The organism is Devosia sp., assembly GCF_028290625.1.
GTDB lineage: Bacteria > Pseudomonadota > Alphaproteobacteria > Rhizobiales > Devosiaceae > Devosia.
Genome location: NZ_JAQGJM010000008.1, coordinates 95,713 through 119,275, shown reverse-complemented (window position 1 = coordinate 119,275; position 23,563 = coordinate 95,713). Strand labels below are relative to the sequence as shown.

Sequence of the window (23,563 nt, the reverse complement as noted above, 5' to 3'; positions counted from 1 at the left end):
AGATATCGTCACTCTACCGATAAGCGCGGGTACTAATGACGAGGTGCACAAGCACCCTGGAAGGTGAGGCTTCCGGCGCAACCCAGCCGCCGGACCTCGGAGGATGCGAAGTTTTCATGTCGTGGGAGGAAAGCAAATGCACAAGGATCGTTTCGGCGTAGCGCGGTTGCTGGCGGTGACGTCTGCAATGCTCGGTACCGCCGTGTTGCCCGGTGCCATCGTACTGCCGGTGCTGGCGCAGGATGCCGCCAATACATGCGCCAGCGGATATACCGAGGCGCCGCAGCTCAAGGCCATGGTCGATGCAGGCACTCTGCCCCCGGTCGCCGATCGGCTGCCGCTCGAACCGTTGGTGATCGAGCCGGCTGAGGAAATCGGCGTCTATGGTGGCCAGTTCATCGACAGCTGGGGCGGTGGCAACATTGCCGACATCCGCCAGTTCGGTTACGAGCCGCTGGTGCGTTGGAGCGTCGATGGCTCCGAGGTCGTGCCCGGCATCGCCAAAAGCTGGGACATCAGCGAAGACGCCAAGACCTACACCTTCCACCTGCGCGACGGCATGAAGTGGTCCGACGGCCAGCCCTTCACCGCCGACGACATCCTGTTCTGGTGGGACCGGGTCGAGAATAACATTAAGGTGACGCCGGGCGGCCCGCGCGCCGAGCTCAAGAACAACGGCGCCGTCCCGACCGTCACCAAGGTCGATGACTACACCGTCAGCTTCGCCTATGCCCAGCCGAACGGCCTGTTCCTGCAGAACATGGCCGGTCCCTATGGCCAGCGCGCCGTGCAGTTCCCCAAGCACTATCTGGAACAGTTCGACATCGACCTGAACCCCAAGGGCGTCGCCACTCTGATGACCGATGCCGGCGCGACCGATTATGCCGCCTGGTGGAAGGGCAATGTCGGCTCCTACAACGACGCGGCCCAGTTCAACGACCCCAAGCGCCCGTCCGTGCATGCCTGGATCGGCACCGATAGCCTGTTGGGCAAGGAACGCGTGACCTACGTCCGCAACCCCTATTACTTCGCGGTCGATCCCTCGTGCCAGCAGCTCCCCTATATCGACGAACGCGTCTGGACGGTGGCCGCCGATCCGGAAGTGACGCTGCTGCAGTCCATCCAGGGCCAGATCACCATGTCGCCGCGTAATGTTTCGACGCCGCAGAACCGCGCCGTGTTCTTCGACAGCCAGACTGCCGGCGATTATCACCTCGTGCCGGCAACCAGCTGCGACTACAACACCGCCGTGCTCGGCTTCTCGGTCAACCATCCCGATCCGATCAAGGCGCAGGTGTTCGGTTCCAAGGATTTCCGGGCCGGTGTGTCCCTGGCTATCAATCGCCAGGAAATCATCGACACCATTTATTTGGGGCAAGGTGAACCCTTCCAGCCCGCACCGCTGCCGAACTCGCCGTTCTACAACGAGACGCTGGCCAAGGAATTCACCGAGTTCGATCTGACCACGGCCGCCGAGCACCTCGACAAGATCATTCCGATGGGTCCCGATGGCGTCCGGGTCGGGCCGGACGGCAAGCCGTTCAAGTTCTCGGTCGAGATCAACGCCGACTTCAAGCCGGATACGGTCGACGCCTTCCAGCTCATCGAACGCACCTGGAAGCAGGCCGGGCTCGACGTGACTCTCAACTTCCACTCCGACGAACTGTTCGGCAATGCCCGCGCCAAGCCGGACTCCGACGCTGCCGTATGGGTGGGCGAGAATGGCTGCGGCCAGCTGCCGCTGCTCAATCTGGGTCGCTTCATGAACGACTACGGCTATTGGTCGCTCGGCAATTGGAGCGGTTGGGCGGCCTGGGATATGCTGCGGCTCAATCCGAAGGCCGAGCTGCCCGAAGGCTGGGCACCGATCGAGCCGCCGGCCGAGGTCCAGCGCCTCTATGAGCTGCGCTCGACCATCCCCACCACCGTGGGCGACGAGCAGGCAAGCCTGATGAAGGAATTCACCGACTTGCTGGCCGACCAGTTCCTGACCATCGGCATCGCTAATCCGGCCGGCTACTACCGCTCGGTCAAGAACAACCTACACAACGTGCCGGCAGAGCTGATCGAAGGCTGGCTCTATCCCGGCCCGGCGCCCGCCAACTTCGCCACCTTCTTCTTCAAGTAACAAGTTCCTCCACGAGCAGGACGGCCCCGGCAACCCGGGGCCGTCCAACTTCGGGCCGGCTTCGTTCAATCCCTTTGCGGAGCTGGCCTGTTTTCCAGCATGCGCTGGACCATACCGCCACGACCTCGCAGTTCTGCCAGAGAGGAGATCAAATGGGTTCGTTCATGCTGCGCCGGATCATCTACGTGATCCCCGCCCTGATCGCGGTCTCGCTGATTTCGTTCCTCGTCATCGCCATTCCGCCGGGCGACTATGTTACCCGCCTGGCCGAAACGTCTGCCGCCGCTGGCGACGTCATGCCGATGGCCGAGCAGGATGCCATGCGGCGTGCCTATGGCCTCGATTTGCCGATCATGGTGCAATACTGGCACTGGATCAGTGGCGTCGTGCTGCGCGGCGATTTCGGCTATTCGTTCTCCTTCAATCTGCCGGTCAAGGATGTGATCTGGCCTCGCCTGGGCCTGACGCTGGTCCTGTCGGTAGCGAGCCTCCTCTTCATCTGGGTCATCGCCATACCCATCGGCATCTATTCGGCAGTCCGCCGCTATTCGGCCGGCGATTACCTCGCGACGTTTCTGGGGTTCCTCGGGCTGGCCATTCCCAATTTCCTCCTGGCGCTGGCAGTGATGTATCTCGCCTTTGCCTGGTTCGGCATGAATGTTGGCGGGCTGTTTTCACCGCAATATCTTGAGGCGCCGTGGAGCTGGGATCGCGTAGTCGACCTGCTCAACCACCTCTGGTTGCCGATGATCGTTCTCGGTACCGCCGGCACGGCCAGCGTCATCCGCATCATCCGCGCCAATCTGATGGATGAATTGCACAAACCCTACGTCACCGCCGCCCGCGCCAAGGGCAAGGGTGAATTCGGGCTGCTGATGAAATATCCACTGCGCCACGCGCTGAACCCGTTCGTCTCCGGCCAGAATGACATCTTCGTCGAGATCGTTTCCGGCGGCACCATCGTGGCTATCGTCATGGGCCTGCAGACCACCGGGCCGTTGCTGCTCGACGCGTTGCGGACGCAGGACATGTATATGGCGGCCAGCTTCATCTTGATGCTGAGCGTGCTGGTGGTGATCGGCACGTTGCTGAGCGACCTGCTGCTCGCCTGGCTCGATCCACGCATTCGCTATCAGCAGGGGTAGGGATGAGCACCTCAAACGAAACCGCCGGGCTCGTCGCCGCTGTCACCGTCAAGCATCAGAAGGGCCGCGGCTATGATGGCCACTGGGCGCTGGTTTGGCAGAAATTCCTGCGCCACAAGCTGGGCGTGGCCGGTGGCGTGGTCGTCACCCTGGCCTACGTTGTGGCGCTGATCCCCGAGTTCCTCGCGCCGGTGACTCTGGAAGCTTATAACCCGGCCTATAGCTACGCGCCGCCCCAGTCGATCCAATGGGGCCGCGACGACGGCAATGGCTGGTACTTTGCGCCCCATGTCGACGCCTATGCGTCCAAGATCGACTACAATTCCGGCCGCCGTACCTTCGTGCCCGATCCGGAACAGCCCATCGATATTAGCCTGTTCGTGCAGGGTGAACCCTACCGGCTGCTCGGCCTGATCCCGACCGATCGGCATCTGTTCGGTCCGGTGCAGGCGGGGCAACCGTTTTTCATCGCCGGGGCCGACCGTCTCGGCCGCGATATTCTGAGCCGCACCATCTACGGCACGCGCATTTCCATGACCATCGGGCTGATCGGGGTGGCGCTGAGCCTAGTGTTCGGCATCCTCATCGGCGGTATTTCGGGCCTGTTCGGCGGCGTCACCGACAACATTATCCAGCGCCTCATCGAGTTCGTGCAGTCGGTGCCCGCCATTCCGCTATGGATCGGCCTGGCGGCCGCCATTCCCCCATCGGTGCCGCCGCTCCAGGTCTATTTCCTCATCACCATCATCCTGTCGGTGCTGGGCTGGACCAGCCTGGCGCGCGTGGTGCGGGGCCGGTTCCTGGCCATGCGCAGCGAGGATTTCGTCAAGGCGGCGCGGCTCGATGGCTGCGGACCGGTGCGCGTCATCTTCCGCCACATGCTGCCCAGCTTCTTGAGCCACATCATCGCCACTGTGTCGCTGGCTATTCCCGGAATGATCCTGGCGGAAACTGCGCTGAGCTACCTCGGCATCGGCCTGCGCACGCCCATCGTCAGTTGGGGCGTGCTGCTGCAGGAGGCGCAGAATGTGCGCACCATCGCCTCGGCGCCCTGGCTGCTGTTGCCGGGCGGCGCGGTGGTGATCGCAGTGCTAGCGCTCAATTTTCTCGGCGATGGCCTGCGCGACGCCGCCGACCCCTATTCGGATTGAGGCCGCCGATGGACAATCTCATAGAAATCCGCGACCTCAGGATTACCTTCGCGCAATCGGTGGAGGTCGTTGCCGGGCTCGATCTGGATATTCCGGCCGGCAAGACACTGTGCCTAGTGGGCGAGAGCGGTTGCGGCAAGTCGGTGACCGCCAAGGCAATCCTGCAGGTCATCGATCACCCCGGCCGCATCACGGGTGGCGCGATCAAGCTGCGCCAACCCGACGGCAAAGTGCTCGATATCGCCGCGACCAAGTCGTCCAGCCCGATCATGCGGGACGTACGGGGCGCCGATATCGCGATGATCCATCAGGAGCCGATGACGTTCCTGTCCCCGCTCTACACCATCGGTAACCAGATCAGCGAAGCGCTGACGCTGCACCGCAAGGTGAGCCGGGCCGATGCCCGCGCCGAGGGCATTAGGATGCTCGAACAGGTCGGCATGCCCGATCCGGCCCGGCGCTATGACAGCTATACCTTCCAGTTGTCCGGTGGGCAGCGGCAGCGCGCCATGATCGCCATGGCGCTGATCAACCGGCCCCGCCTGTTGATCGCAGATGAGCCGACCACGGCGCTCGACGTCACCACGCAGGCCAATATTCTCGACCTGCTGGCGCAATTGCAGCGCGATACCGGCATGGCGGTGTTGTTCATCACCCATGATCTGGGCGTGGTGGCGGAAATCGCCGATGAGATCGCCGTGATGTATCTCGGTAAGATCGTCGAGCGCGGGCCGGTCAATGAGGTGCTGAGGAACCCCAAGCACCCGTATACGCGCGGGCTGCTGGCCTCGATGCCGCGGCTGGACGGCGACTTCAAGGCGCCGCTCAAGGCTATCCCCGGCATGGTGCCGCCGCCGGCCTTGCGGCCCACGGGCTGCTCATTCCATCCACGCTGCGAGTGGGCGTTGGCGGGTCTTTGCAACACTATTCCAGTGCTCGAAACCCAGTTGGGCACCGACCACATGGTCGCCTGCCACGCCTATGGATCCGAAGCCGGCAAGTTCAGCCGAACCCCGCTTCGCGCCGCCGCCATAAGTGCTACGCCCGTCCGTAAAGCCGCCGGCACGGAACCACTGCTCAGCGTGCGCGATCTGCACAAGCATTTTCCCATCCGCGCCGGCTTCTTCCAGCGCAAGGTGGGGGCGTTGCGGGCGGTCAACGATGTCTCGCTCGATATCTATCCGGGCGAAACGCTCGGCCTGGTCGGCGAAAGCGGCTGCGGCAAGTCGACCCTGGGTCAGACCATTGTCGGGCTGCATCAGGCCGATAGCGGCGCGATCCGCTTTGCCGACGGGGTGCGTGAGCCGGTCGATCTCCTGACCGCGCGCGGCGCCGAGGCCAGGCGCATGCGCACCGATATCCGGATGATCTTCCAGGATCCCACCGGCTCGCTCAATCCGCGCATGCGGGTGCGCGATATCATCGGGGAGGTGCTGCAGGTCAACGGCCGGCACAGCGCAGCCGACATCGAGGCCAGGGTGCAGACGCTGCTCAAGCGGGTGGGGCTGAGCCCGGACTATGCCGAGCGCTATCCGCATGCCTTTTCCGGCGGCCAGCGGCAACGCATCGCTATCGCCCGGGCCTTGGCATCGGAGCCGCGGTTGGTGATTGCCGATGAGGCGGTGTCGGCACTCGACGTATCGGTGCAGACCCAGATCATCAACATGATGAAAGACCTGCAGGCCGAGATGGGGCTGACCTATCTGTTCGTCAGCCACGATCTCGGCGTCATCGCCAATATCAGCGATCGGGTGGCGGTGATGTATGCCGGGCGGATCGTCGAGATCGGCACGACGGAGGCCATTTTCCGCAATCCGCGCCATCCCTATACCGAAGCGCTGCTCGCCGCCATTCCGGGGCGCGGCGTGACCAGGAACGACAATCGCGTCCGTCTGGGCGGCCATGTGCCAGATGCCAGCCAGCAACTGAGCGGTTGCGCCTTCGCCGACCGCTGCCGATATGCCCTACCTGCCTGCCGCGCCATCGAGCCGCAGCTGCAAGGCGCGCTTGACCATCGCTACGCTTGCATCCGCGCCGACGAACTTCACCTACGCGCCGTCACCGGCAAGCCGGAGTTAGTGGGGGCGTGACCTCGAAATCAAACGGGATTTACTGACCGGCGTAACTCCCTGACTGTTCACCAACCGGCGAACGCTTGTGCCAGATTGATGGATATAAGGGGTCGATCGGAGTCACCCTTTTTCAATGACGGCTATCCTACCGCGGCAAAAAAGGCTTGCGACGGCCAACGGTGGTCTGGCCGCCCCTACTATGTCAGGTCGCGTTGGGTCCTGTGGACGTCACCGCTTGGCGTCAGGCTTTGGTCGCGATCAGCGCCACCGGGCCGCCGCCGTCCGGCCCCTGGTGTTCGGCGCCGCCCGAGACAAAGATTTCCGAGCTGCCGACCAGTCCTGCAAGCACGCCGCCGACAAAGGCGCGGGCGTGACGGGTCGCCGAGATGTCGCTGTCGTCCAGCATGGTGTGCCTAGCCCCGCGCAGGAGGCCGGTGGTTCCCGGTTCCGCCTTTGCCAACAATGCGACCAGTCGCCCCTCGGCGCGAACGTCATGGCCGAAACCGAGCCTGTCCAGCGCATCGCGCACCGGGCGGGTGTCGATCGCATCCGCCATGACGGCATGGTCCACGCTCAACGGCCCACTCCATTGATCGCTCATCCCCAGCACGACAATTTCGTGGTTGCGCAATTCGATGCCGGCCGAGGTGCTGGCGCGCGATGACCACAGCGCGATATCGCGCCCGATGGCGGCGTCGCTCACCGCCTCGACGTCGAGTTCCCCCAACGCTACGGCCACACCCAGTGCCGAGGCGCCGCGCGAAAAGCCCATGGATTTGAGGGTATCGCGCGTGGCCACGCTCCCGCCTCGAGCTTCGACCTCGCCGATCCGTTCGGCGGTCAGCAGCGGACACTTGATCTGCACGAAGTGGACATCGGCCGGATCGGTAATCCCCGCGTCTGCCATGGCCGCAGCCACGCCGTCGGCAACCAGCCGAACCTGGGCTAGACGACCGAGACCCTCGGACGGCAAATCCGATGTCAAGGCGCTGCCAATCGCCAAGGCCGGTCCCGGGCCGTCGCCCGCGCCGCGCTCCAGCACCAAAATATGGGGAGATAGCGCTCCCTCGGTGCCGCCCGACATGACATAGGCGATCTGGCTGATCCGTCCCGCATCCAGGTACTGGCTCAATCCGGCCTTGAGAGCCGAGACGGCAAATGCGCGGGTGAAATCATTGACGCAGCCATTGCCCTCGGTCTTGCCCAGAATGGCAACGATGCCCTGGGGATCGATGGTTCCGGCCGCGATCGCAGCAAGCAGGCCCGACAAATCGTCCGGCGCCGTCGTTGCAATTCGATGCACCTTGGCCTGCCGCATCATGAGAGCCTCCCGAGAGACACGGCGGTGGCAGCGGGCGCCTCATGGCTTCGCTGCAGACGTTGGGTATTTTGGATACATCTTTCGCCGAACGACATGCGGGCCTCCTTCACAACAGGCCACGACGCTGCAAGGGGCATGCCAGTCTTCGTCCAAACGAGACGCCGCCGGCGCTGGCCTTGAGCAAATGCTTGGAGCGCCTGCCCTCGCCTGCTCCCGATGCCGCGCGGACGAGCAATGAAGCATTGGCCACATCGTTAAGTTGGATGACCTTCTGCCCAAAGTTTGCCCATTTCACCCTCCGATGCTCATGGTTTGCTCACCTTGCTAAGCCAGCGGAGGCGTATCCCTTTGATTTCTCGTCTCTTTGCTTTTGGCATGGCGCTTGCTGCGTTGCGCCGGAGTAAGGAGCTAGGGTTCCGGCGTTCCGTTTGAACGCGTCTGGTCCGAGAGCTACGACCACGCGGGAGACATCCGCGCGGATGCACGGCGGGACAAAAGCCCGGGAGACCTCGATAGCCAAGGGATTGGCGCGATGGTTTCTGCCGATCCCTTTTTGTGAGACACGCAAAGGGGAATTGAGATGCGCCTCAAGGCCAGCAGAGCCGAGGCGGCGTCGGCGAAATTGCCAATCTGCACAATGCAAACCCACCCACATCCCGCCCGGCTGCTGTTGGCGCAGGCTTTCCTGCGCCTCACCTGAGCAGCAGCCCAGCTATCCAACCAAACGTTCCCAACCAAAGGACCCATCGGCATGTTCAAAATCCACAATCCACCAGAAGTTCTCCCGCTTGTCGGACCGCTGAGCTGGGGCCTCGAATTCAGTAAGGTACGGCGATTTGTCTATGTGTCGGGCCAGGTCGGCGCCGATGTCGATGGCAGGGTCGGAGATGGCTTGCTGGAGCAGGCGCAGCTCGCTTTTGACAATGTCAGCGCCGTACTTCGTTCGGCAGGGCTGACCCCGCAGCATGTGGTTCGCACCGGCCTCTATTTCACGCGACATGTCGAAATGACGCCCAAACTGCAGGCGGATTTCAATGCCATCAGGACCGACTTCATGGGCGAGCACCGCCCCACTTCGACATTCCTTTTCGTGCACGCACTCGCCGATCCGCGATGGCTCTTCGAGATCGACGCAATCGCCGTCGAATTCGAGCCGAACTCTCCATAACTAGCACTGCTCGCCGCATAAGCAGACCATACTTCTGCTTAAGGAATAAGCGTATTGCGTATACAGGAAGCATTTGTTCCGCCGCAGACAAATTAAAAGCCCGGATTTCCGGGCTTTTTCATTTGGCACGTGGCTTGCAATAGTCCTGTTGAGCTTAGCCGCTAGGGATCCAGCGTTCATCGCAAGGACCAAGAGCAGCTGTTGGTGCGGGAGAAATCCGCCCCAAGCACGGCGGGATAAAAACCCGGGAGATCTCAAACCAAGAACGGCCACCGCGGCCTTTCGAAGGGAGATTCTCTGTGGGTTACCGCGCAGTTTTTGATGTCATCACAAGATGCCCCGGCCGGTGCGATATGCCCGCGCGGTCCTGGCATTGCCCTTTTTCTGTTCCCCGAGGAAAGGACCGGCAATGACGGTTCACGCACAGATCGTGCCCGATCTCACCACGCCCAAGCTCAGGCTGGAGGCGCTATCGCATCAATTCCTGAGCCGTGGGGCGCCAGCCGTTCAGGCCATCTCCAACATTTCCCTCGATATCAGGCCGGGCAAGTTCGTCAGCATCATCGGCCAATCCGGTTGCGGCAAATCCACGCTGTTCAACATCCTTGCCGGCTTGCTGGCGCCGAGTTCCGGCAGCGTGCTGCTGGACGGAGAGGACATTACCGGCCGGGCGGGCCTCGTGTCCTACATGCTGCAGAAGGACCTGCTGCTGCCTTGGCGCACGGTGCTCGACAACGTCATCTATGGCCTCGAAATCCAGGGCATGGACCGGCGAGAGGCCCGCGACGTCGCCGAACCGCTGATGGAGCGCTATGGACTGGGCAAGTTCAAGCAGCACTATCCCAGCAGCCTGTCTGGCGGCATGCGGCAGCGCGCGGCGCTGTTGCGCACGCTGCTGTGCAACAACGATGTCATCCTGCTCGACGAGCCCTTTGCGGCGCTCGATGCGCAGACGCGCTTCAAGATGCAGGAATGGCTGCTGACCCTGTGGAAGGATTTCGACCGCACGGTCCTGTTCGTCACCCATGATGTGGATGAAGCGGTTTTTCTCTCCGACGAAATCTGCGTGCTCTCGCCGCGTCCGGGTCGCATCGCCGACCGCTTCGAGGTCCCGCTGGCCCGCCCGCGCGACCGCTCGGTCGTGACCTCTCCTGAATTCGTCAGCATCAAGCAGCGTTGCCTCGACCTGCTGTTTGCCACCCAGGACACCTCGACCGCAGAAGGATCCCAGGCATGAGCCAAGATCTCGCATCCCCCGCCAAGCCGCCCCGCGCACTGCATCCCCTGCCGGTCGGCGGCCTCAAGAAGCGCACCGGGGTGGTCATCGCCAGCGAAAAATCCTGGCCGCGTGCTGCCATTGTGCTACTTAGCGTGCAAGCACAGCGCTAAGCCATTGAAATCATTGACCTCAAAAACCAGCGTGTTAGTTGCGTGCTAAGCTAAACGAAGAAGGCTGGGTTGTCACCCAGCCTCTTAAGTCATTGATTTTCAATGGAATTTTGGTAGCGAAGCCCAGATTTGAACTGGGGACACACGGATTATGATTCCGAGTGTCTGCGCCTTCTCGGATGTTTCTAACCTCGATTTACGGGTGCCGAAACCCTTGTATTCGCTCAGTGTTAAGGACCTTCGTCGACGGGCCCTTTGAAATAGGAGGTAGGCGTGGTTTCTTCGCCGGCGTCCCAACGGCGTCCCAGCGAAACCAAATCAAATGCCCCAGACCGACATCACCGCGACAACCGTCAAGAGAGCAAAAACCGACTCCAACGCGGGTTCTGAGCGGTACGAGATCACCGATGCGCGCCAGCGAGGCCTCTGCATTCGCGTCGGCGCAACCAGCGCCAGGTGGCAGATACGCTGGAAGCGGCTGGGCAAGAATTCGCGGTTGGACATGGGTGACATCGACGATTGGTCCATCGCCGAAGCCCGCGAAGTTGCGTCCAAAGCCCAGGCTTTCATCCGCACGACAGGCATTCCCGACGAAGTGTGGCTGCACGCGCGAAAGGTCGAGTACAAGAAAGTCGAGGCTGAGGCACCGGAGCCCAAAGCCACGCCGGTCCGTCTGTTGTGGGATTTCGAGACCGCAAAGAACATGTATCTCGGTGAGGTCAAGCGGACCAGGAGGGAAGCGACTTGGACAGACTACAAGGGCATGCTTGGCGCTCCGGAGCTAAAGCCCTTGGAGAGGAAGCTCGTCGGTGACATAAGCCGCATCGACATGGCTACGGTTGTCGCAAAAATCCATCGACGCGGTGCGGAACGCCATGCCGAGCACCTGGCCAGTGTGCTGCGCCCGATGTGGAAGTTTCTCGCCAGCGATGATCAAATCGGCAGATCCGGCGTAACGCCGGGGGTGATGACAGATCTGCAGGCGCCCGTTCGCACACTAGCCGAAGGCGATGAAGAGGAGACTGAAGAGAAGTACGTTCCCTCTCTAGCCGAGCTGGGCCGCATTCTCGCCATCGCCAAGTCGCCTGGCGTGCTCGAAGAGCAAATCGGTCTCGCCGTGCAGTTGCTGGTCTACACCGCCCAACGTCGGCTTACAGTGATCTCCGCCAAGATTTCACATTTCGAGGAAGTCGAAGGCGGGGGCCTATGGTCTATCCCGCCAGCACGCCGGAAATCCGGAACTTCGAAACGCGGCCGGCAGCATAACCACGTCATCCCCCTGCCCCCGGCTATCTGGGGTTCGGTGAAAAGGGCGATGCAGCTGGCCACGGGTTCGGGATCAGAGGGTCCGTGGCTATTCCCCGGGTTCCGGCCGAAACGAGCCGGCGGCCCCGTAACCCACATGAATCCCTCGGTGCTTACCAGAGCGCTTCTTCTAATGCCCGGCGTCGTCGCCAGCCCTCACGACGTAAGACGCACTCTGGGTACCATCGGCGAAGCCGAGCTCGGGCTACGAAGATCGGATACTAAGGCGATCCTCGACCACAATGAGGGTGTAGAGAGCGGGGACGTGACACGCGCTCACTACAGCCTCCATGACGGACGCAACTTCAAGTGGCCGATCATGATGATTTGGTGCGAAGCGGTCGAACATCAGCTTGATGTCGCATATGCTATGGATCCCATGCTCTACGATCTGAAATGGCTCAAAAGCCGGATCGATTACGCTCGTTACGAACCACGCTTTTAACCTGTATTTTTCTCCCCCGGATTTGGGGTTACTTTCCCCGGTCAATCTCGCCCAGCCGGAACATAGGCTGCGGCGCGGGCCTGCGGCCTGCCCCTGGGACGAAGTTCCTGCCGGCCTTCAGTAGCATGCAGAGGCGGGACAAGCGCCTGGCCGCGGCGCTGGACTACACGGCCAAGCCGGAACACGAGGCGGATGTGCGCGGGGTCCCGGCCGCCGCCGTCGACTAATGAGTTCGTGGCCCATGGTGATCCCGTCAGGTCGTGCCAAACGTGACGTGGTTCAACATTCAGGGTTCTGCTATGGTTTAAAGCTTAGTTTTTATCGTCGTGTCCGGCGATCGAGGTTTGGTGGGACGGTCCGAATCCGTACGCAATCTTGAAACCTACCCACACACAGAGTTTTATTAACTTTTAGGGTGGAGGAGCGATCATGCGCGACGTTCCAGCGCTTGTTGGCTTGCGCGTCCTTGTTGTCGACGATGAACCGCTTATTGCGGTGATGCTCGAGGAGTTCCTGCATCGAGCGGCTGCACCACATTGGCCTGCACCAGCCTCGCCACCCACTGCCCATAGCGGCCGCGCGAGGTCACCGGCACGTCGGAGGTAATGCCCAATACAGGTACGGAGGATTCATTGGCTTCGGCCAGTCCGGGCAACAGATAGGTCGCCCCGCCGCCGCTCGGGCCTTCGCAGACGCCGACCCGGCCCGACACGCGGGCATAGCCATCGGCCATGTAGGAGGCGCTGCGTTCGTCGCGGGTCAGCACGTGTTCGATGCCGTGATCGAGGCGATAGAGCGCGTCGTACAGCGGCAGGCTGGTGTCACCGCAGAGCCCGAACACGTGCTTGACCCCGTGCAGTTGCAGCATGCGCACCATGGCCTCGGCGCCATTGGGTGCATTGGCCTTGGTGTCGCTCATGGCACTCTCCGGCCTAGTTCAATGCATTGACGATGATATCGCCGGCCTCGCGCGTGCCGCTGACTGTATCGCCCTTCTGCGCGATGTCGCCAGTACGCAAGCCATCGGTCAGGGCCTTGAGCACCGCCGCCTCGAAGGCTGGTCGCCGAAGGGCTGATCGAGCGCCATGTCGGTCGCGGCAGCTTTGTTACTGAACCAAAAGCCGCCAATAACAATGTCGATTCGGCTGCCTCGCGCTGTCAGCTCAATGAACTGCTCGAAGCGCGCCTGTTGTTCGAGCCGGCGCTCGCCGCTCTCGTGGTCGAGCGCGCCAGCGATGACGATCTGTCAGCGCTGGAAGACAAGCTCCATGTGTTGCGCGCGGCCAAAAGCTGGTCGGAGTTCAAGGAAGCCAAATACGCGCTGCATTTCGCCATCGTGGCGCTGTCGCATAACAGCTTTCTCGAATTCGTCTTCAGCGAAATCATCGCGGCCCGCCGCGCCGTCGCCTGGCGCCGGCCGGGACCGGCAGTGCCCTTATCCATGGTGCACGATGTGGCCATTGCCGAAAACGCCGCCATCGTTGCGGCATTGCGGCAGCGCGACGACAAGCTTGCGGCAGAGTTGATCAGAGCAAATTTGTTGCGGGTCTTTCTTTCTCTCTCGGGTACCTGAGAGAGCTCTTCCTGCAGCTCCTCCGATCGCGAGGCGGCACCTGCTGATCCGGGCGCTCACCAAGGTGGTCAGTCGAAATACGTGTTCGACCATTCCAGAATATGATCGCGCATCGCGGTCGCAGCTTCCTGGCCTTTGTGGGCTTTCACCAACTCGAAGATGGCACGGTGATCGTCGATTTCCTTGCGCCGGGCATTGGGAACCGAGTCGATTCTCCGCCCTCGTTCCTTCATGATGTGCAGAATCGAGGACATGAAGGACGCCGCAACGCGGTTGTGCGAGGCCTCCGCCAGTTGGATGTGAAACCGCGCACCGTATTCGGACACGGGCTTGTCCTGATTGTGCAGAAGCTCATGCTCCTGCAGCAGTTGCTCGATCGCGGCCAGATCCTTTTCCGTGGCCCGCTCGGCCGCCAGCCTGACGCAATCGGGTTCGATCATGACCCGCGCCTCCAGCATTTCCGCGGCAAGCGTGTCGTTGATGAGAAAGCCGATCACGTCGGTGCGAAACAGCTCCGCAGGCGTCGGCGATTTCACGACAGTCCGGTGACCTGCGGAAACCTCCACCACATTGAGGGCAACCAGATTCTGCAGTGCTTCGCGCACCGTCGAGCGGCCTACGCTAAGACTCTCGGCGAGCTCCTTCTCTGATGGCAGGGAGTCGCCTAATTTCCAGGTCCCCGAGCGGATCATCCCCAGAAGCTGGTTCGCCGCGGTCTGCGCGCTCGTGAATTTGACGACGGGCTGAAGTGCCAAAACTTGCTCCCTTTCAGATTGTCAGACAGCTAGTCTGCATTGGCCAGATTGGCAATATCGTACGCTCGTCAGAGCAAATTCAGCGGGGGTAGTAAACTGTCAACCCGCTCCATGGCCGCCGCAACATGAGCCTTCCCGTTATCCAGAACGAAAGGACCGTGTCCGGCAAAAAGGGCATTGAAGTCGAGGGCGAAAAGAGACCGGATGGTCTGGCACGTTTGGGCTACGGAACAATCCCAGGTATCCTGCAGCACGACCTTGCCGCCCGAAAATATCGCATCGCCCGCAATCAGTGTCGTGATGCCGCCTTTGCGGACGAGATAGCTGAAATGGTCGGCGCTATGGCCGGGCGTGGTCAATGCCCGAATTTCAACACCGCCGATGCTCAGCACTGCGCCCTGGTGCACGATCCGGTCGGTTTCGGCAGCGCGGTAGACATAGGACTGCGGGTAGACGCCGGCACGGCGCGCCGCTGGGAGACTGACCTTTGCCTCATCGGCCGCGCCGAGCCATTGAGCGGTCAGCGGGCCAGCGTACAGCGTGGCCCCGTAGCGCTCCTTGATGTCCGCTGCGCCACCGGCATGGTCCGCATGTGCATGGGTGAGAAACATATGCGTCGGACCGCCTGGAAATCCGGCCGCCGCGAAGGCGCGGGTCTGGACGGCCGCATGCTGCCCGGCTCCGGCGTCGAAAAGCACAAGTCCATTGTCGGTTTCCAGCGCGAAGGCGTTGCAATCGGTCGCCGCCGAGAGCAGCTGTTCCCCGCAGGTGCCCAGGATTTGGTGCCAGTGATCGCTAATTCGCATTGTCGCTACCGTGCCAGAATATCGGCGAGAGTGGACATAGTCGCCGCCTCAATGGCAAGCGGCACCACATCGAGAAGAACGCTGGTCTCGCGAAACCCCGACCCACACCCCAGTGCAACCACGGTTTGCCCGGCGACAATAACGCCATCGCGCGCCATCGCGCGCAACGCAGGAAGCAGGATCGCGGTGGATGGCTCGAAGTAAAGACCATCACTGGCCCCGATCTCGCCGACAGCCAACATCGCCTCATCATCGTCGAAGCTGTAAACCAGCCCCTTGCTCTCGCGCAGGGCGCGGAGCGCCTCCATCCCGTCGGGAGGATGACCATGGGCGATCTTGTTGAGCACCGTGGGTCCACCGGCCGGGGCGGCCATGGCAAAGAATACTTCCTCCGTCTCAATTCCCGCTTCGAACGCCCTCTTCAACGCGTCGAACCGCGACGGCACGACTGCGATCAGCCTGGGAAGCCTGGCGATCCTGCCGTTCTGCAACAGTTGCACGAACCCCCGATGAATGGCCCCCAGCGTGCCGCCGCCGCCGACCGGTACCACCAGCACATCGGGGGCGGTGCCCAGGTCGTCCACCAATTCATAGGCGATCGTGCGGGCCGCTTCGGCCTGCACAGCATTGGCCGATTGCGTGGTCGAGGCGACGTAAATGCCGTCGCGGCCGGCCAGGGCCGTCACCGCCTCGATCAATTGATCGATGCCGGCATCGACAACGACAAGCCTGGAGCCGAGCGCTTGCAGCGGATAGATACGTTCGCGCTGCGCGCCTGCCGACATGACGGCGACACTGCCCAGGCCGGCGCGGGCGGCATAGGCCGCGTTTGAAAGACCGGTCGAGCCTGCCGACACAACCACCATGGTTCGTGCGCCCTTGGCCCGGGCGTCGGTCGCCGCAAGCGACAGAGCGCGATCCTTGTGCGAACCCGTCGGATTGCGGGTCTCATCCTTCCAGCGGAGGTCCATTCCCGGCAGCAGGCCGCTGCTGACCAGCGGCGTCAGGCCCTCTCCCAGACTCACCGGGCGGGGGTAGGCATTGGGAAGTAAGTCCATATAGCGCCACATGGAATTGCCGCTGACGATGTCAGCCATGAGTATTTCTCCGTAGATTTTCGCGATGGCGCTTGACCACTGGATAAATTTATACACATATTCTGAATGTCTGACAACCGGGCAGGTTCGGTGAGGGTTATCGAAGCCAGATCGGGCGCGGTGAGCGAAATGGCAGGGAGCCACATCATGTACCCCACGACTAAAAGGACGAAAGCAGCAACCACAATGGCGGTTATCTCGACCGCCGCCATCCTTCTCGCCAGCAGCGCTATGGCTGCCGAACTGAATTTCTCGGTGATGGAATCGGGAACCTACGACAAGGCCGCAGCCGAAGTTGCCGCGGACTTTAAGGCCGCTACCGGCACGGACGTTCAGATTTCGGCATTCCCCTGGGCGGTACTGCGGCAGAACAACACCACCGATCTGATCTCTGGCACCAACCAGTATGACGTCATGAGCGGCGGCTATTATCTGTCCGACGTCTATTCCTACTTTGCGCCCCTGGACGACTACATCGCCAAGGACAACTACGCCCAGGGCATGATCCCGGGGCTGCTGTCACCGGGCCGCTCGGAGTTCGTCGGCGGCAAGTCTATCGGTATCCCCTATGGCGTGGATGCCTACGGGCTGATCTTCAATAAGGACATGTTCGAGAAGGCGGGCATATCCCCCGACTTTGCCAGCTGGTCAGATGTCGCGGCCGCTTGCGACAAGATCATCGCCGCCAACGCCGACGTCGCCTGTTTCAGCCACCCCACCGGCAGTCCCGAACAGATCGGCGGCTTCTTCTTTTCCGGTTATGCCCGCACTTACGTGTCCAAGGATGGCAAGTATTCGCTGGACGTCCCAGCCGCGACCGCCGCGGCCGAAGAAATCGCCGCGCTGTGGAAGTACCTGCCTGCCAAGGGCACGGCACTGACTTTCGACGAAGCCCATCAGCTGTTCAAGGATCAGAAGGTGGCCATGACCATCACCTATCCCAGCTTCATCACCAATAGCCTCGACGCCGACGACTCGCCGGTCAAGGGCCATTGGGGCATGGCCAAATTTCCTGGCAAAGGCTTCCCATGGCTATCGCTGTGGCAGCTGTTCGTCCCGACCGCGACCGAGGACAAGGACGCGGCCTGGGCCTGGATCAAGGCCTACGCCGGTCCGGAGAATGCCAAACGAAACCTCGTCGAACACAATATAGGCTCGGTATGGTCGGCGACCTATGACGACCCTGAGCTGAAGGCAAAGAACGCTCATTTCTGGCCGGCCCTGATCGCGGGGTTCGCCTCAGCCAAAAATCCGCCATTGTCGGGCGAAGCCCAGGATCTGCTGACCAACACGCTCCAGGACATCGTCAATGGCCGCGTCTCCGCTGCCGACGGCATCGCCGCTGTCGAATCGCAATGGGCCGCCATTCCAGTTCCTGCTGCAATGCTCGAGGCCGCTGCTGGCTCAGGCCTGCAGGAAAAGTAAGCAGCCGGGACACTCGGGGTGCGGTGCTGCCGCGCCCCGATACTCCACTAAGGACACCAGACATGCGCCAGCCTCAACCATACCCACAAGTGCGCCGGCCAGCGGGCATCGTCGGCCGGCTGGAAGCGCGGCTGGGTGAGAGCGGCATATTGTTGCTCTTCCTTGTGCCTGCATTGCTCGTGGTCATCGGGGCGCAACTCTACCCACTGGCCTCGTCGGCAATCCTCTCGTTTTTTGACTGGAGCCTGTCGCGCTCACCCACGGTCGGGCCGTTTATCGGCTTCGACAATTATGTGCGCACCTTCACCGACCCGATCTTTGCCAATTCGGTCGCCTTCACGGTGATTCTGGCGGTCTGCTCCACGGCGCTGCAACTGGTCTGCGGCCTCGGCATCGCCATGCTTACCGTCGGCGAGAGCTACACGCTGCGGCTGGTCCGCACCCTCCTGATGCTGCCGATGGTCGTGGCCCCCGTGGCCGTCGGCACGATCTGGCGCATGATCCTGTCGGCGCGCGTCGGGCCACTGAACCAGGCCCTTGCCTCAATTGGCATCGATGGTCCGAACTGGCTGGGCGATCCAAACTGGGCCGTGTTCTCGCTGATCATGATCGATGCCTGGGAATGGACGCCCTTCGTTGCCATTACCCTCACCGCCGCATTAACCTCATTGCCCTCCGAAGTCATGCGCGCTGCCTCCGTGGATGGCGCGGGGCGCTGGACGACCTTTCGCTACATCGTCCTGCCGATGATCATGCCCATCTTTGTTCTGGTTGCCATGTTCCGAACAATCGAGGCTTTCCTCACCCTCGATATCGTCTTCACCACCACCGCGGGCGGACCCGGATACACGACCCATACCCTGAGCTTCTGGATCTACCAGCAGGGTCTGAAATACTTCAACATCTCCTACGCGGCGGCTTCGTCCTGGGTGATGCTGCTGTTCTGCGTCGCCATCGCCGGCGGCTTCCTGCTGTGGCGCCGCCGCATCACGGCATGGCAGGTATCGCGATGAGCCGGGGTCTCGGTTATATGGCGGAAAGCTCGGCAAAGGCGGCGCTGATCGCGCTGGCGCTGTTGGTTGCGCTGGCCCCCTTTGTTGTCCTCTTTTTCAACAGCCTGCGCCCGGCCGACGAATTCCTGGCCCAGGGCGCGGGGCTGATCCCGTCACGCCTGACCTTCGAGCACTATGCTGAGATTTTCGATCCCAACGGGGATACCTTTCGCTATGTCATCAATTCCCTGATCATCACCACCGCGAGCACGATCCTTGCCGTGCTGTTTGGTGCCCTGGCGAGCTACGCACTCGCGCGTTTGCAACTCCCGTTCAAGTTGTCGATCATCATCGGCATCCTGTTCCTGGTCATTCGATTTTACCCCAAGATCACTGTCGCCCTTCCCTACTTCCTGTTGATGCGTGAGTTCCACCTGCTCGATACCCATCTCGCCGTGATCATCGCCCATGTCAGCATGACGGTGCCGTTCGTGGTTTGGATGTTGCTGGCATTCTTCGAGGACTTCCCGCGCGAACTTGAGCAATCGGCGATGATCGATGGCTGCGGGCCGATCCGGCGCTTCGTGCTGATCGTCATCCCGCTGATGGCTCCCGCGCTTGCCGCCGCGGCCGTGCTCACCGCATTCCTGTCCTGGAACGAATTTCTCATGGCATCGACGGTTGCCCCCAACGCCGCAAAGACACTGCCTGTGCGCATTTCGGGCTTTATCACCGACAAGGGCATCCTGTGGGGATCGATGTCGGCGATGAGCACGGTGATCGTCGTGCCGGTCGCGCTCTTCGCCCTTTTCACACAACGCTATCTCGCACGCGGCCTGACGGTCGGTGCGGTGAAGGGATAGATCATGGCTTCGGTAACCCTCACCTCAATCAACAAGAAGTTCAACAATTTGAGCGCGGTCAAAGACCTCGACCTGGAAATCCGGGACGGCGAATTCATGGCGCTGCTGGGACCTTCTGGCTGCGGCAAGACCACGACGCTGAACATGATCGCGGGTCTGGATGTACCCACCTCCGGCACGATCCGGATCGGCGATCGAGACGTCACCAATCTGCCGGCCATGCACCGCGACATCGCCATGGTATTCCAGTCCTATGCGCTCTATCCCCATATGACCGTCGAACGGAACATGGGCTTCGCCCTCAGGGTACGCGGCTACGAATCCGATGAAATCGACCGGCGCGTGGCCAGGGCGGCCGAGATGCTATCGCTCGGAGATTATCTGAAGCGCCATCCCCGGCAATTGTCTGGGGGTCAACGCCAACGCGTGGCGCTGGGCCGGGCCCTGGTGCGCGACCCACAGGTCTTTCTGCTCGACGAGCCGCTCTCAAACCTCGATGCGGTCCTGCGCGTACAGACCCGGGCCGAACTCAGCAGCCTGTTCAAGAACCTGGCCACGACCGCAGTCTACGTCACGCACGACCAGTCCGAGGCGATGACGATGTCCGATCGCATCGCCGTGTTCTCGCACGGCCAGTTGCAGCAGGTTGGTGAGCCGTTGGAAATCTACCGCGCGCCAGCCAATCGGTTTGTCGCCAGCTTCGTTGGCAGCCCGCCGATGACCTTTCTTGACGCCATGCTGACCGACGACGGCAAGCTTGCCGCGGGTGACTTGCGCCTTGTCGCGCCCCCAGCGCTGCAGGGACTGCGCCCCGGCGAAAAGGTCACGCTGGGCATCCGCCCCGAAGACGTGCAGCTCGTCCCCGATGGCTTGGCGGCGAACGCTGACATTGTTGAGCACCTGGGCTCGTTGCAGATCGTCTATCTCGCCCTCTCCGGCCAACGCGTTGTCGCTCAGGTTGTCGAAGGCTCTCAAATCCGCCGCGGCGATGCGCTGCAGGCGCGTATCGAACCCGCCAAACTTTACCTGTTCTCCCCCGAAACCGGCAAGGCGATCTACACGCCTGGCCGGGATGGCGGACGCTTACCATCTCACCTGGAGCTATCGAAATGACGACCAAACACCTTTATGCCGACATGACATGGCCCGAGGTCAACGAGGCTGTGAAGCAGGAGCGCGTTGTGCTGATTCCGGTCGGCGCCATCGAGCAACACGGCTACCATCTGCCGGTCGACGTCGACAATGTGATTGCGGTCCATATCTGCGACGAAGTAGCGAAGCGATCCGAGAACAAGGTCGTCACCATGCCGCCGATCCATTATGGCTATAACGACCACAACATGGACTTCCCCGGTACCATTTCGATCAAGATGCAGCACTTCATCGACTATTGCGTCGATGTGGGAACCAGCCTGGCATCGCAGGGCTTCAAACACATCCTCTACGTCAATGCGCACGGCTCCAATGCCCCACTATGCGACCTGATCTCGCGGCGAGTCACGGTCGAAAACGAGACGTGCCTGGCTGGTTCGGTCAATCACTGGCAAGTCGGCTGGGACGTCATCGCTTCGGTTCTGGAGGGCGGGCCCTATGCGGCCGACCACGCCTGCGAGTGGGAGACCTCCGAATATCTCTATATCGACCCGTCCAAGGTGCAGATGGACAAGGCAGTGGACGAAATTCCAGCGCATCGCGGCGGTCCGCGCTGGCTCTATCCGGACCTGAGCGACAGCCGCAAGGTGTTCTTCATGAACTACTGGAGCCGCATGAACGTTTCGGGCGTTGCGGGCACTCCGACCCTGGCCACCGCCGAAAAAGGCAAGGCAATGGTCGAGGGTACCATCGAACGCCTGCTCACTATCGCCAGCGAGTTCCGCGATATCGAGATCGTCCCGCGCATCGATTATCGGGTCAAGGTGTGATGGAGATCGAAGTCATTTCGGCGACCGCGGGTGCGGCCGTCACCGCCGCTCTACCCGGCACGCTGGTGCGTCGCTCGGTCCAGTATGCTACCGGCGCAGATGGCGTTGAACAGACTTTTCCTCTCATCGTCCTGCAAGGGGTGTCGGCTGGGCCCACAGTGGTGCTGGTTGCGGGCATCCACGGCGATGAGTACGAAGGGCCTTCCGCCTTGCGGCAGCTCAGCGAGCGGATCGATCCAACCACGCTTGCCGGCCGCGTCCTTATCGTGCCCATTGCCAACCTGCCGGCCTTTGCCGCAGGGACGCGAACCAGCCCGATCGACAACGAAAACCTGGCACGGATCTTTCCGGGCGACCCCAATGGCACGCTCTCCCATCGCCTCGCGGCGGCGCTGATGACCACCGTCATCGATCAAGCCGACATCCTGATCGACAGCCACTCGGGCGGCGTGCGCTTGGCTTTCGTGCCGGTGGCGGGGTTTTACGATAGCGGCGACGTCACGCCGGCGACTGCGGCGAAATCCCTGCAAATTGCCAGGCAGATGGGCATCGCCTTCCTGTGGCGCTTGCCACCCGTGCGGGGCGTGCTTTCATACGAGGCCGCCAAACGCGGGATCGCGGTGTGCGGTGCCGAGATCGGCGGCCGTGGCAATTGCCTGGCGCGTGACGCGGCGGATTATCTCGGCGCCTATCTTTCCGTTCTCGCCTCCCAGGACATGATCGATCCAGCCCACAAGCGCCCGGAAACGAGCGTCTGTCTCGACGGTGACTGGGAGAAGACCCCGCGCGGCGGATATCTCCAAACCGTGGTCGCGCTGGGCGAGCGCGTCGAAGCGGGGCAGCCCCTGGCCCGCCTTTACAGCCCCATGGGCGAGTTGCTGCAGGACTTTCGCGCAGCCTTCGACGGCAGAGTGATGGCGGTGCGGCACCTCAACAGCGTGCAGGCCGGGGACCTGGCGACCTGCGTGGTCAAGGAGACGACACTATGAGCACCCGTTTCAAAGGCAAGGTGGTTCTGGTGACGGGAGCGGCGGGCGGCATCGGTGCGGCCATCGTTCGTGCTCTGCTCGACGAGGGAGCGATTACTGTTGCTTCCGATGTCAAGCTTCCAGCTAGCGAACTAGGCACAGCTGGCGCACGCTTCATCGCCGCCGACGTCAGGGAGCGACCGTCTGTCGATATCCTCGTGGCACAGACAACTGCAATTGCCGGGCGGATTGATGCTCTCGTCCATGCTGCCGCCATCCTGGGCGCCAGTGGTCCCTTCGAAACTCTGACCGTCCAGGATTGGACGAGTTACCTCGACATCAACCTGACCGGCACATTCCATGTCTGCCAGGCGGTCGCCCAATCGATGATCGCCGCTGGCGTGCGCGGCCGGATCGTTACCATGGGATCGGTGAACGCCTTCGCTGCTGAGCCGGAGGCGGCACCCTATGTGGCAAGCAAGGGCGGCATTCGCATGCTTAGCAAGGCAATGGCGGTCGATCTGGCGCGCCATGGCATTGCTGTCAACATGGTCGCGCCCGGCCCGGTGACTGTGCCGCGCAACACGGAACTTTTCGCGCGGCCGGAACTGGTGTCGCTATTCGCCCAGTACATTCCCTGGGGCGGCCCTGGGACCCCTGAGGACGTTGCAAAAGCAGCACTGTTCTTCGCGGATACAAATCTGGCCTTTGTGACCGGCGCAGAACTGGCAGTCGACGGTGGAACGATGGCTCAGGTCTTGGCGCTTCCAAAATAGCGGCTTCGATATCCCCAATAGCGGAGCGTACGGATGAGTTTTCGCAATTGCCGCGCTCCTAGGCCGACGGCGTAACCCGCCAATTCACGACGTCGCACGAGACAAGTTCCTCTGAGAGCGGCGTCCGCGTTCCCAGCGGGTAGAAGTAACAGCAGCCGAGGTACTCGCCCTCGGCGGCGCGCACCTCAATGGCTGAACAGGGCTTAGCGACAGGCTAATACCTTATGTGCCGAGGGCAAATCTAGATAACGCGAAGTTATTC

Annotated in this window: 21 protein-coding genes and 1 riboswitch; of the genes, 16 read left to right on the top strand and 5 right to left on the bottom strand. The window is 61.9% G+C overall.

The genetic code is table 11. The features are described from left to right. Nucleotides 1-136 precede the first annotated feature (136 nt). From JWR51_RS02755 to JWR51_RS02740, 4 genes are all read left to right on the top strand, one after another. The gene (locus JWR51_RS02755) at nt 137-2,128 is read left to right on the top strand and encodes an ABC transporter substrate-binding protein (RefSeq protein ID WP_299743355.1); all 1,992 of its coding nucleotides are present in this window, start codon (nt 137-139) and stop codon (nt 2,126-2,128) included. 152 nt (nt 2,129-2,280) lie between these two features. Continuing rightward, on the top strand, nt 2,281-3,273 hold the full coding sequence (locus JWR51_RS02750) for an ABC transporter permease (RefSeq protein ID WP_299743352.1): 993 nt from the start codon (nt 2,281-2,283) through the stop codon (nt 3,271-3,273). 2 nt (nt 3,274-3,275) lie between these two features. After that, complete coding sequence (locus JWR51_RS02745) at nt 3,276-4,424, top strand: ABC transporter permease (RefSeq protein WP_299743349.1); 1,149 nt, start codon at nt 3,276-3,278, stop codon at nt 4,422-4,424. 8 nt (nt 4,425-4,432) lie between these two features. Then, complete coding sequence (locus JWR51_RS02740; protein ID WP_299743346.1) at nt 4,433-6,514, top strand: ABC transporter ATP-binding protein; 2,082 nt, start codon at nt 4,433-4,435, stop codon at nt 6,512-6,514. 223 nt (nt 6,515-6,737) lie between these two features. Here JWR51_RS02740 and JWR51_RS02735 read toward each other — a convergent pair whose 3' ends face one another. Continuing rightward, entirely contained in the window at nt 6,738-7,817 is a 1,080-nt protein-coding gene (locus JWR51_RS02735; protein ID WP_299743344.1) for a ring-opening amidohydrolase, read from the bottom strand. Nucleotides 7,818-8,214: 397 nt separating this feature from the next. Further along, nucleotides 8,215-8,325, top strand: a riboswitch (guanidine-I (ykkC/yxkD leader). 243 nt (nt 8,326-8,568) lie between these two features. On the opposite strand from JWR51_RS02735, the gene JWR51_RS02730 reads away from it, so the two are divergent. The 4 genes from JWR51_RS02730 to JWR51_RS02715 all read left to right on the top strand — a co-directional run bounded on the left by JWR51_RS02730 (nt 8,569) and on the right by JWR51_RS02715 (nt 12,124). Further along, complete coding sequence (locus JWR51_RS02730; RefSeq protein WP_299743343.1) at nt 8,569-8,985, top strand: RidA family protein; 417 nt, start codon at nt 8,569-8,571, stop codon at nt 8,983-8,985. Between the two features lie 409 nt (nt 8,986-9,394). Then, nucleotides 9,395-10,222 carry an ABC transporter ATP-binding protein gene (locus JWR51_RS02725; RefSeq protein WP_299743341.1) on the top strand — a complete coding sequence of 276 codons (828 nt, stop codon included), beginning with the start codon at nt 9,395-9,397 and terminating at the stop codon, nt 10,220-10,222. Continuing rightward, nucleotides 10,219-10,374: a hypothetical protein gene (locus JWR51_RS02720; protein WP_299743339.1), complete on the top strand. Its 156-nt coding sequence runs from the start codon at nt 10,219-10,221 to the stop codon at nt 10,372-10,374. The genes JWR51_RS02725 and JWR51_RS02720 overlap by 4 nt, the downstream gene beginning before the upstream one ends. 322 nt (nt 10,375-10,696) lie before the next feature. Then, complete coding sequence (locus JWR51_RS02715) at nt 10,697-12,124, top strand: integrase family protein (protein WP_299743337.1); 1,428 nt, start codon at nt 10,697-10,699, stop codon at nt 12,122-12,124. Nucleotides 12,125-12,611: 487 nt separating this feature from the next. On the opposite strand, the gene JWR51_RS02710 is transcribed toward JWR51_RS02715, so the two are convergent. Beyond that, nucleotides 12,612-13,043 (bottom strand): thiamine pyrophosphate-binding protein, encoded by a 432-nt coding sequence (locus tag JWR51_RS02710; protein ID WP_299743336.1) that lies wholly within the window; start codon nt 13,041-13,043, stop codon nt 12,612-12,614. Nucleotides 13,044-13,181: 138 nt separating this feature from the next. Between JWR51_RS02710 and JWR51_RS02705 the strand changes: the two genes are divergently transcribed. Beyond that, the gene (locus tag JWR51_RS02705) at nt 13,182-13,697 is read left to right on the top strand and encodes an FCD domain-containing protein (RefSeq protein ID WP_366525541.1); all 516 of its coding nucleotides are present in this window, start codon (nt 13,182-13,184) and stop codon (nt 13,695-13,697) included. A gap of 68 nt (nt 13,698-13,765) precedes the next feature. Here JWR51_RS02705 and JWR51_RS02700 read toward each other — a convergent pair whose 3' ends face one another. The 3 genes from JWR51_RS02700 to JWR51_RS02690 form a co-directional block, all read right to left on the bottom strand. Beyond that, entirely contained in the window at nt 13,766-14,452 is a 687-nt protein-coding gene (locus tag JWR51_RS02700) for a FadR/GntR family transcriptional regulator (RefSeq protein WP_299743334.1), read from the bottom strand. 68 nt (nt 14,453-14,520) lie between these two features. After that, a complete protein-coding gene (locus tag JWR51_RS02695) occupies nt 14,521-15,258 on the bottom strand; it encodes an MBL fold metallo-hydrolase (protein WP_299743332.1) in 738 nt (245 codons plus the stop codon). Nucleotides 15,259-15,263: 5 nt separating this feature from the next. After that, nucleotides 15,264-16,355, bottom strand: coding sequence for a pyridoxal-phosphate dependent enzyme (locus JWR51_RS02690; RefSeq protein ID WP_299743330.1), 1,092 nt, complete (start codon nt 16,353-16,355; stop codon nt 15,264-15,266). Nucleotides 16,356-16,541: 186 nt separating this feature from the next. Between JWR51_RS02690 and JWR51_RS02685 the strand changes: the two genes are divergently transcribed. The 7 genes from JWR51_RS02685 to JWR51_RS02655 all read left to right on the top strand — a co-directional run bounded on the left by JWR51_RS02685 (nt 16,542) and on the right by JWR51_RS02655 (nt 23,301). After that, entirely contained in the window at nt 16,542-17,780 is a 1,239-nt protein-coding gene (locus JWR51_RS02685; protein WP_299743327.1) for an extracellular solute-binding protein, read from the top strand. Nucleotides 17,781-17,842: 62 nt separating this feature from the next. Next, nucleotides 17,843-18,793, top strand: coding sequence for a sugar ABC transporter permease (locus JWR51_RS02680; RefSeq protein WP_299743324.1), 951 nt, complete (start codon nt 17,843-17,845; stop codon nt 18,791-18,793). Continuing rightward, nucleotides 18,754-19,635 carry a carbohydrate ABC transporter permease gene (locus tag JWR51_RS02675; protein WP_299743321.1) on the top strand — a complete coding sequence of 294 codons (882 nt, stop codon included), beginning with the start codon at nt 18,754-18,756 and terminating at the stop codon, nt 19,633-19,635. The genes JWR51_RS02680 and JWR51_RS02675 overlap by 40 nt, the downstream gene beginning before the upstream one ends. Nucleotides 19,636-19,638: 3 nt before the next feature. Beyond that, on the top strand, nt 19,639-20,748 hold the full coding sequence (locus JWR51_RS02670) for an ABC transporter ATP-binding protein (RefSeq protein WP_299743318.1): 1,110 nt from the start codon (nt 19,639-19,641) through the stop codon (nt 20,746-20,748). After that, nucleotides 20,745-21,557: a creatininase family protein gene (locus JWR51_RS02665; protein WP_299743317.1), complete on the top strand. Its 813-nt coding sequence runs from the start codon at nt 20,745-20,747 to the stop codon at nt 21,555-21,557. Before JWR51_RS02670 ends, JWR51_RS02665 begins: the two co-directional genes overlap by 4 nt. Then, nucleotides 21,557-22,546 carry a succinylglutamate desuccinylase/aspartoacylase family protein gene (locus tag JWR51_RS02660; protein WP_299743315.1) on the top strand — a complete coding sequence of 330 codons (990 nt, stop codon included), beginning with the start codon at nt 21,557-21,559 and terminating at the stop codon, nt 22,544-22,546. The genes JWR51_RS02665 and JWR51_RS02660 overlap by 1 nt, the downstream gene beginning before the upstream one ends. Next, nucleotides 22,543-23,301, top strand: a complete 759-nt coding sequence (locus JWR51_RS02655; protein WP_299743313.1) for an SDR family oxidoreductase — start codon at nt 22,543-22,545, stop codon at nt 23,299-23,301. The genes JWR51_RS02660 and JWR51_RS02655 overlap by 4 nt, the downstream gene beginning before the upstream one ends. Nucleotides 23,302-23,563 lie beyond the last annotated feature (262 nt).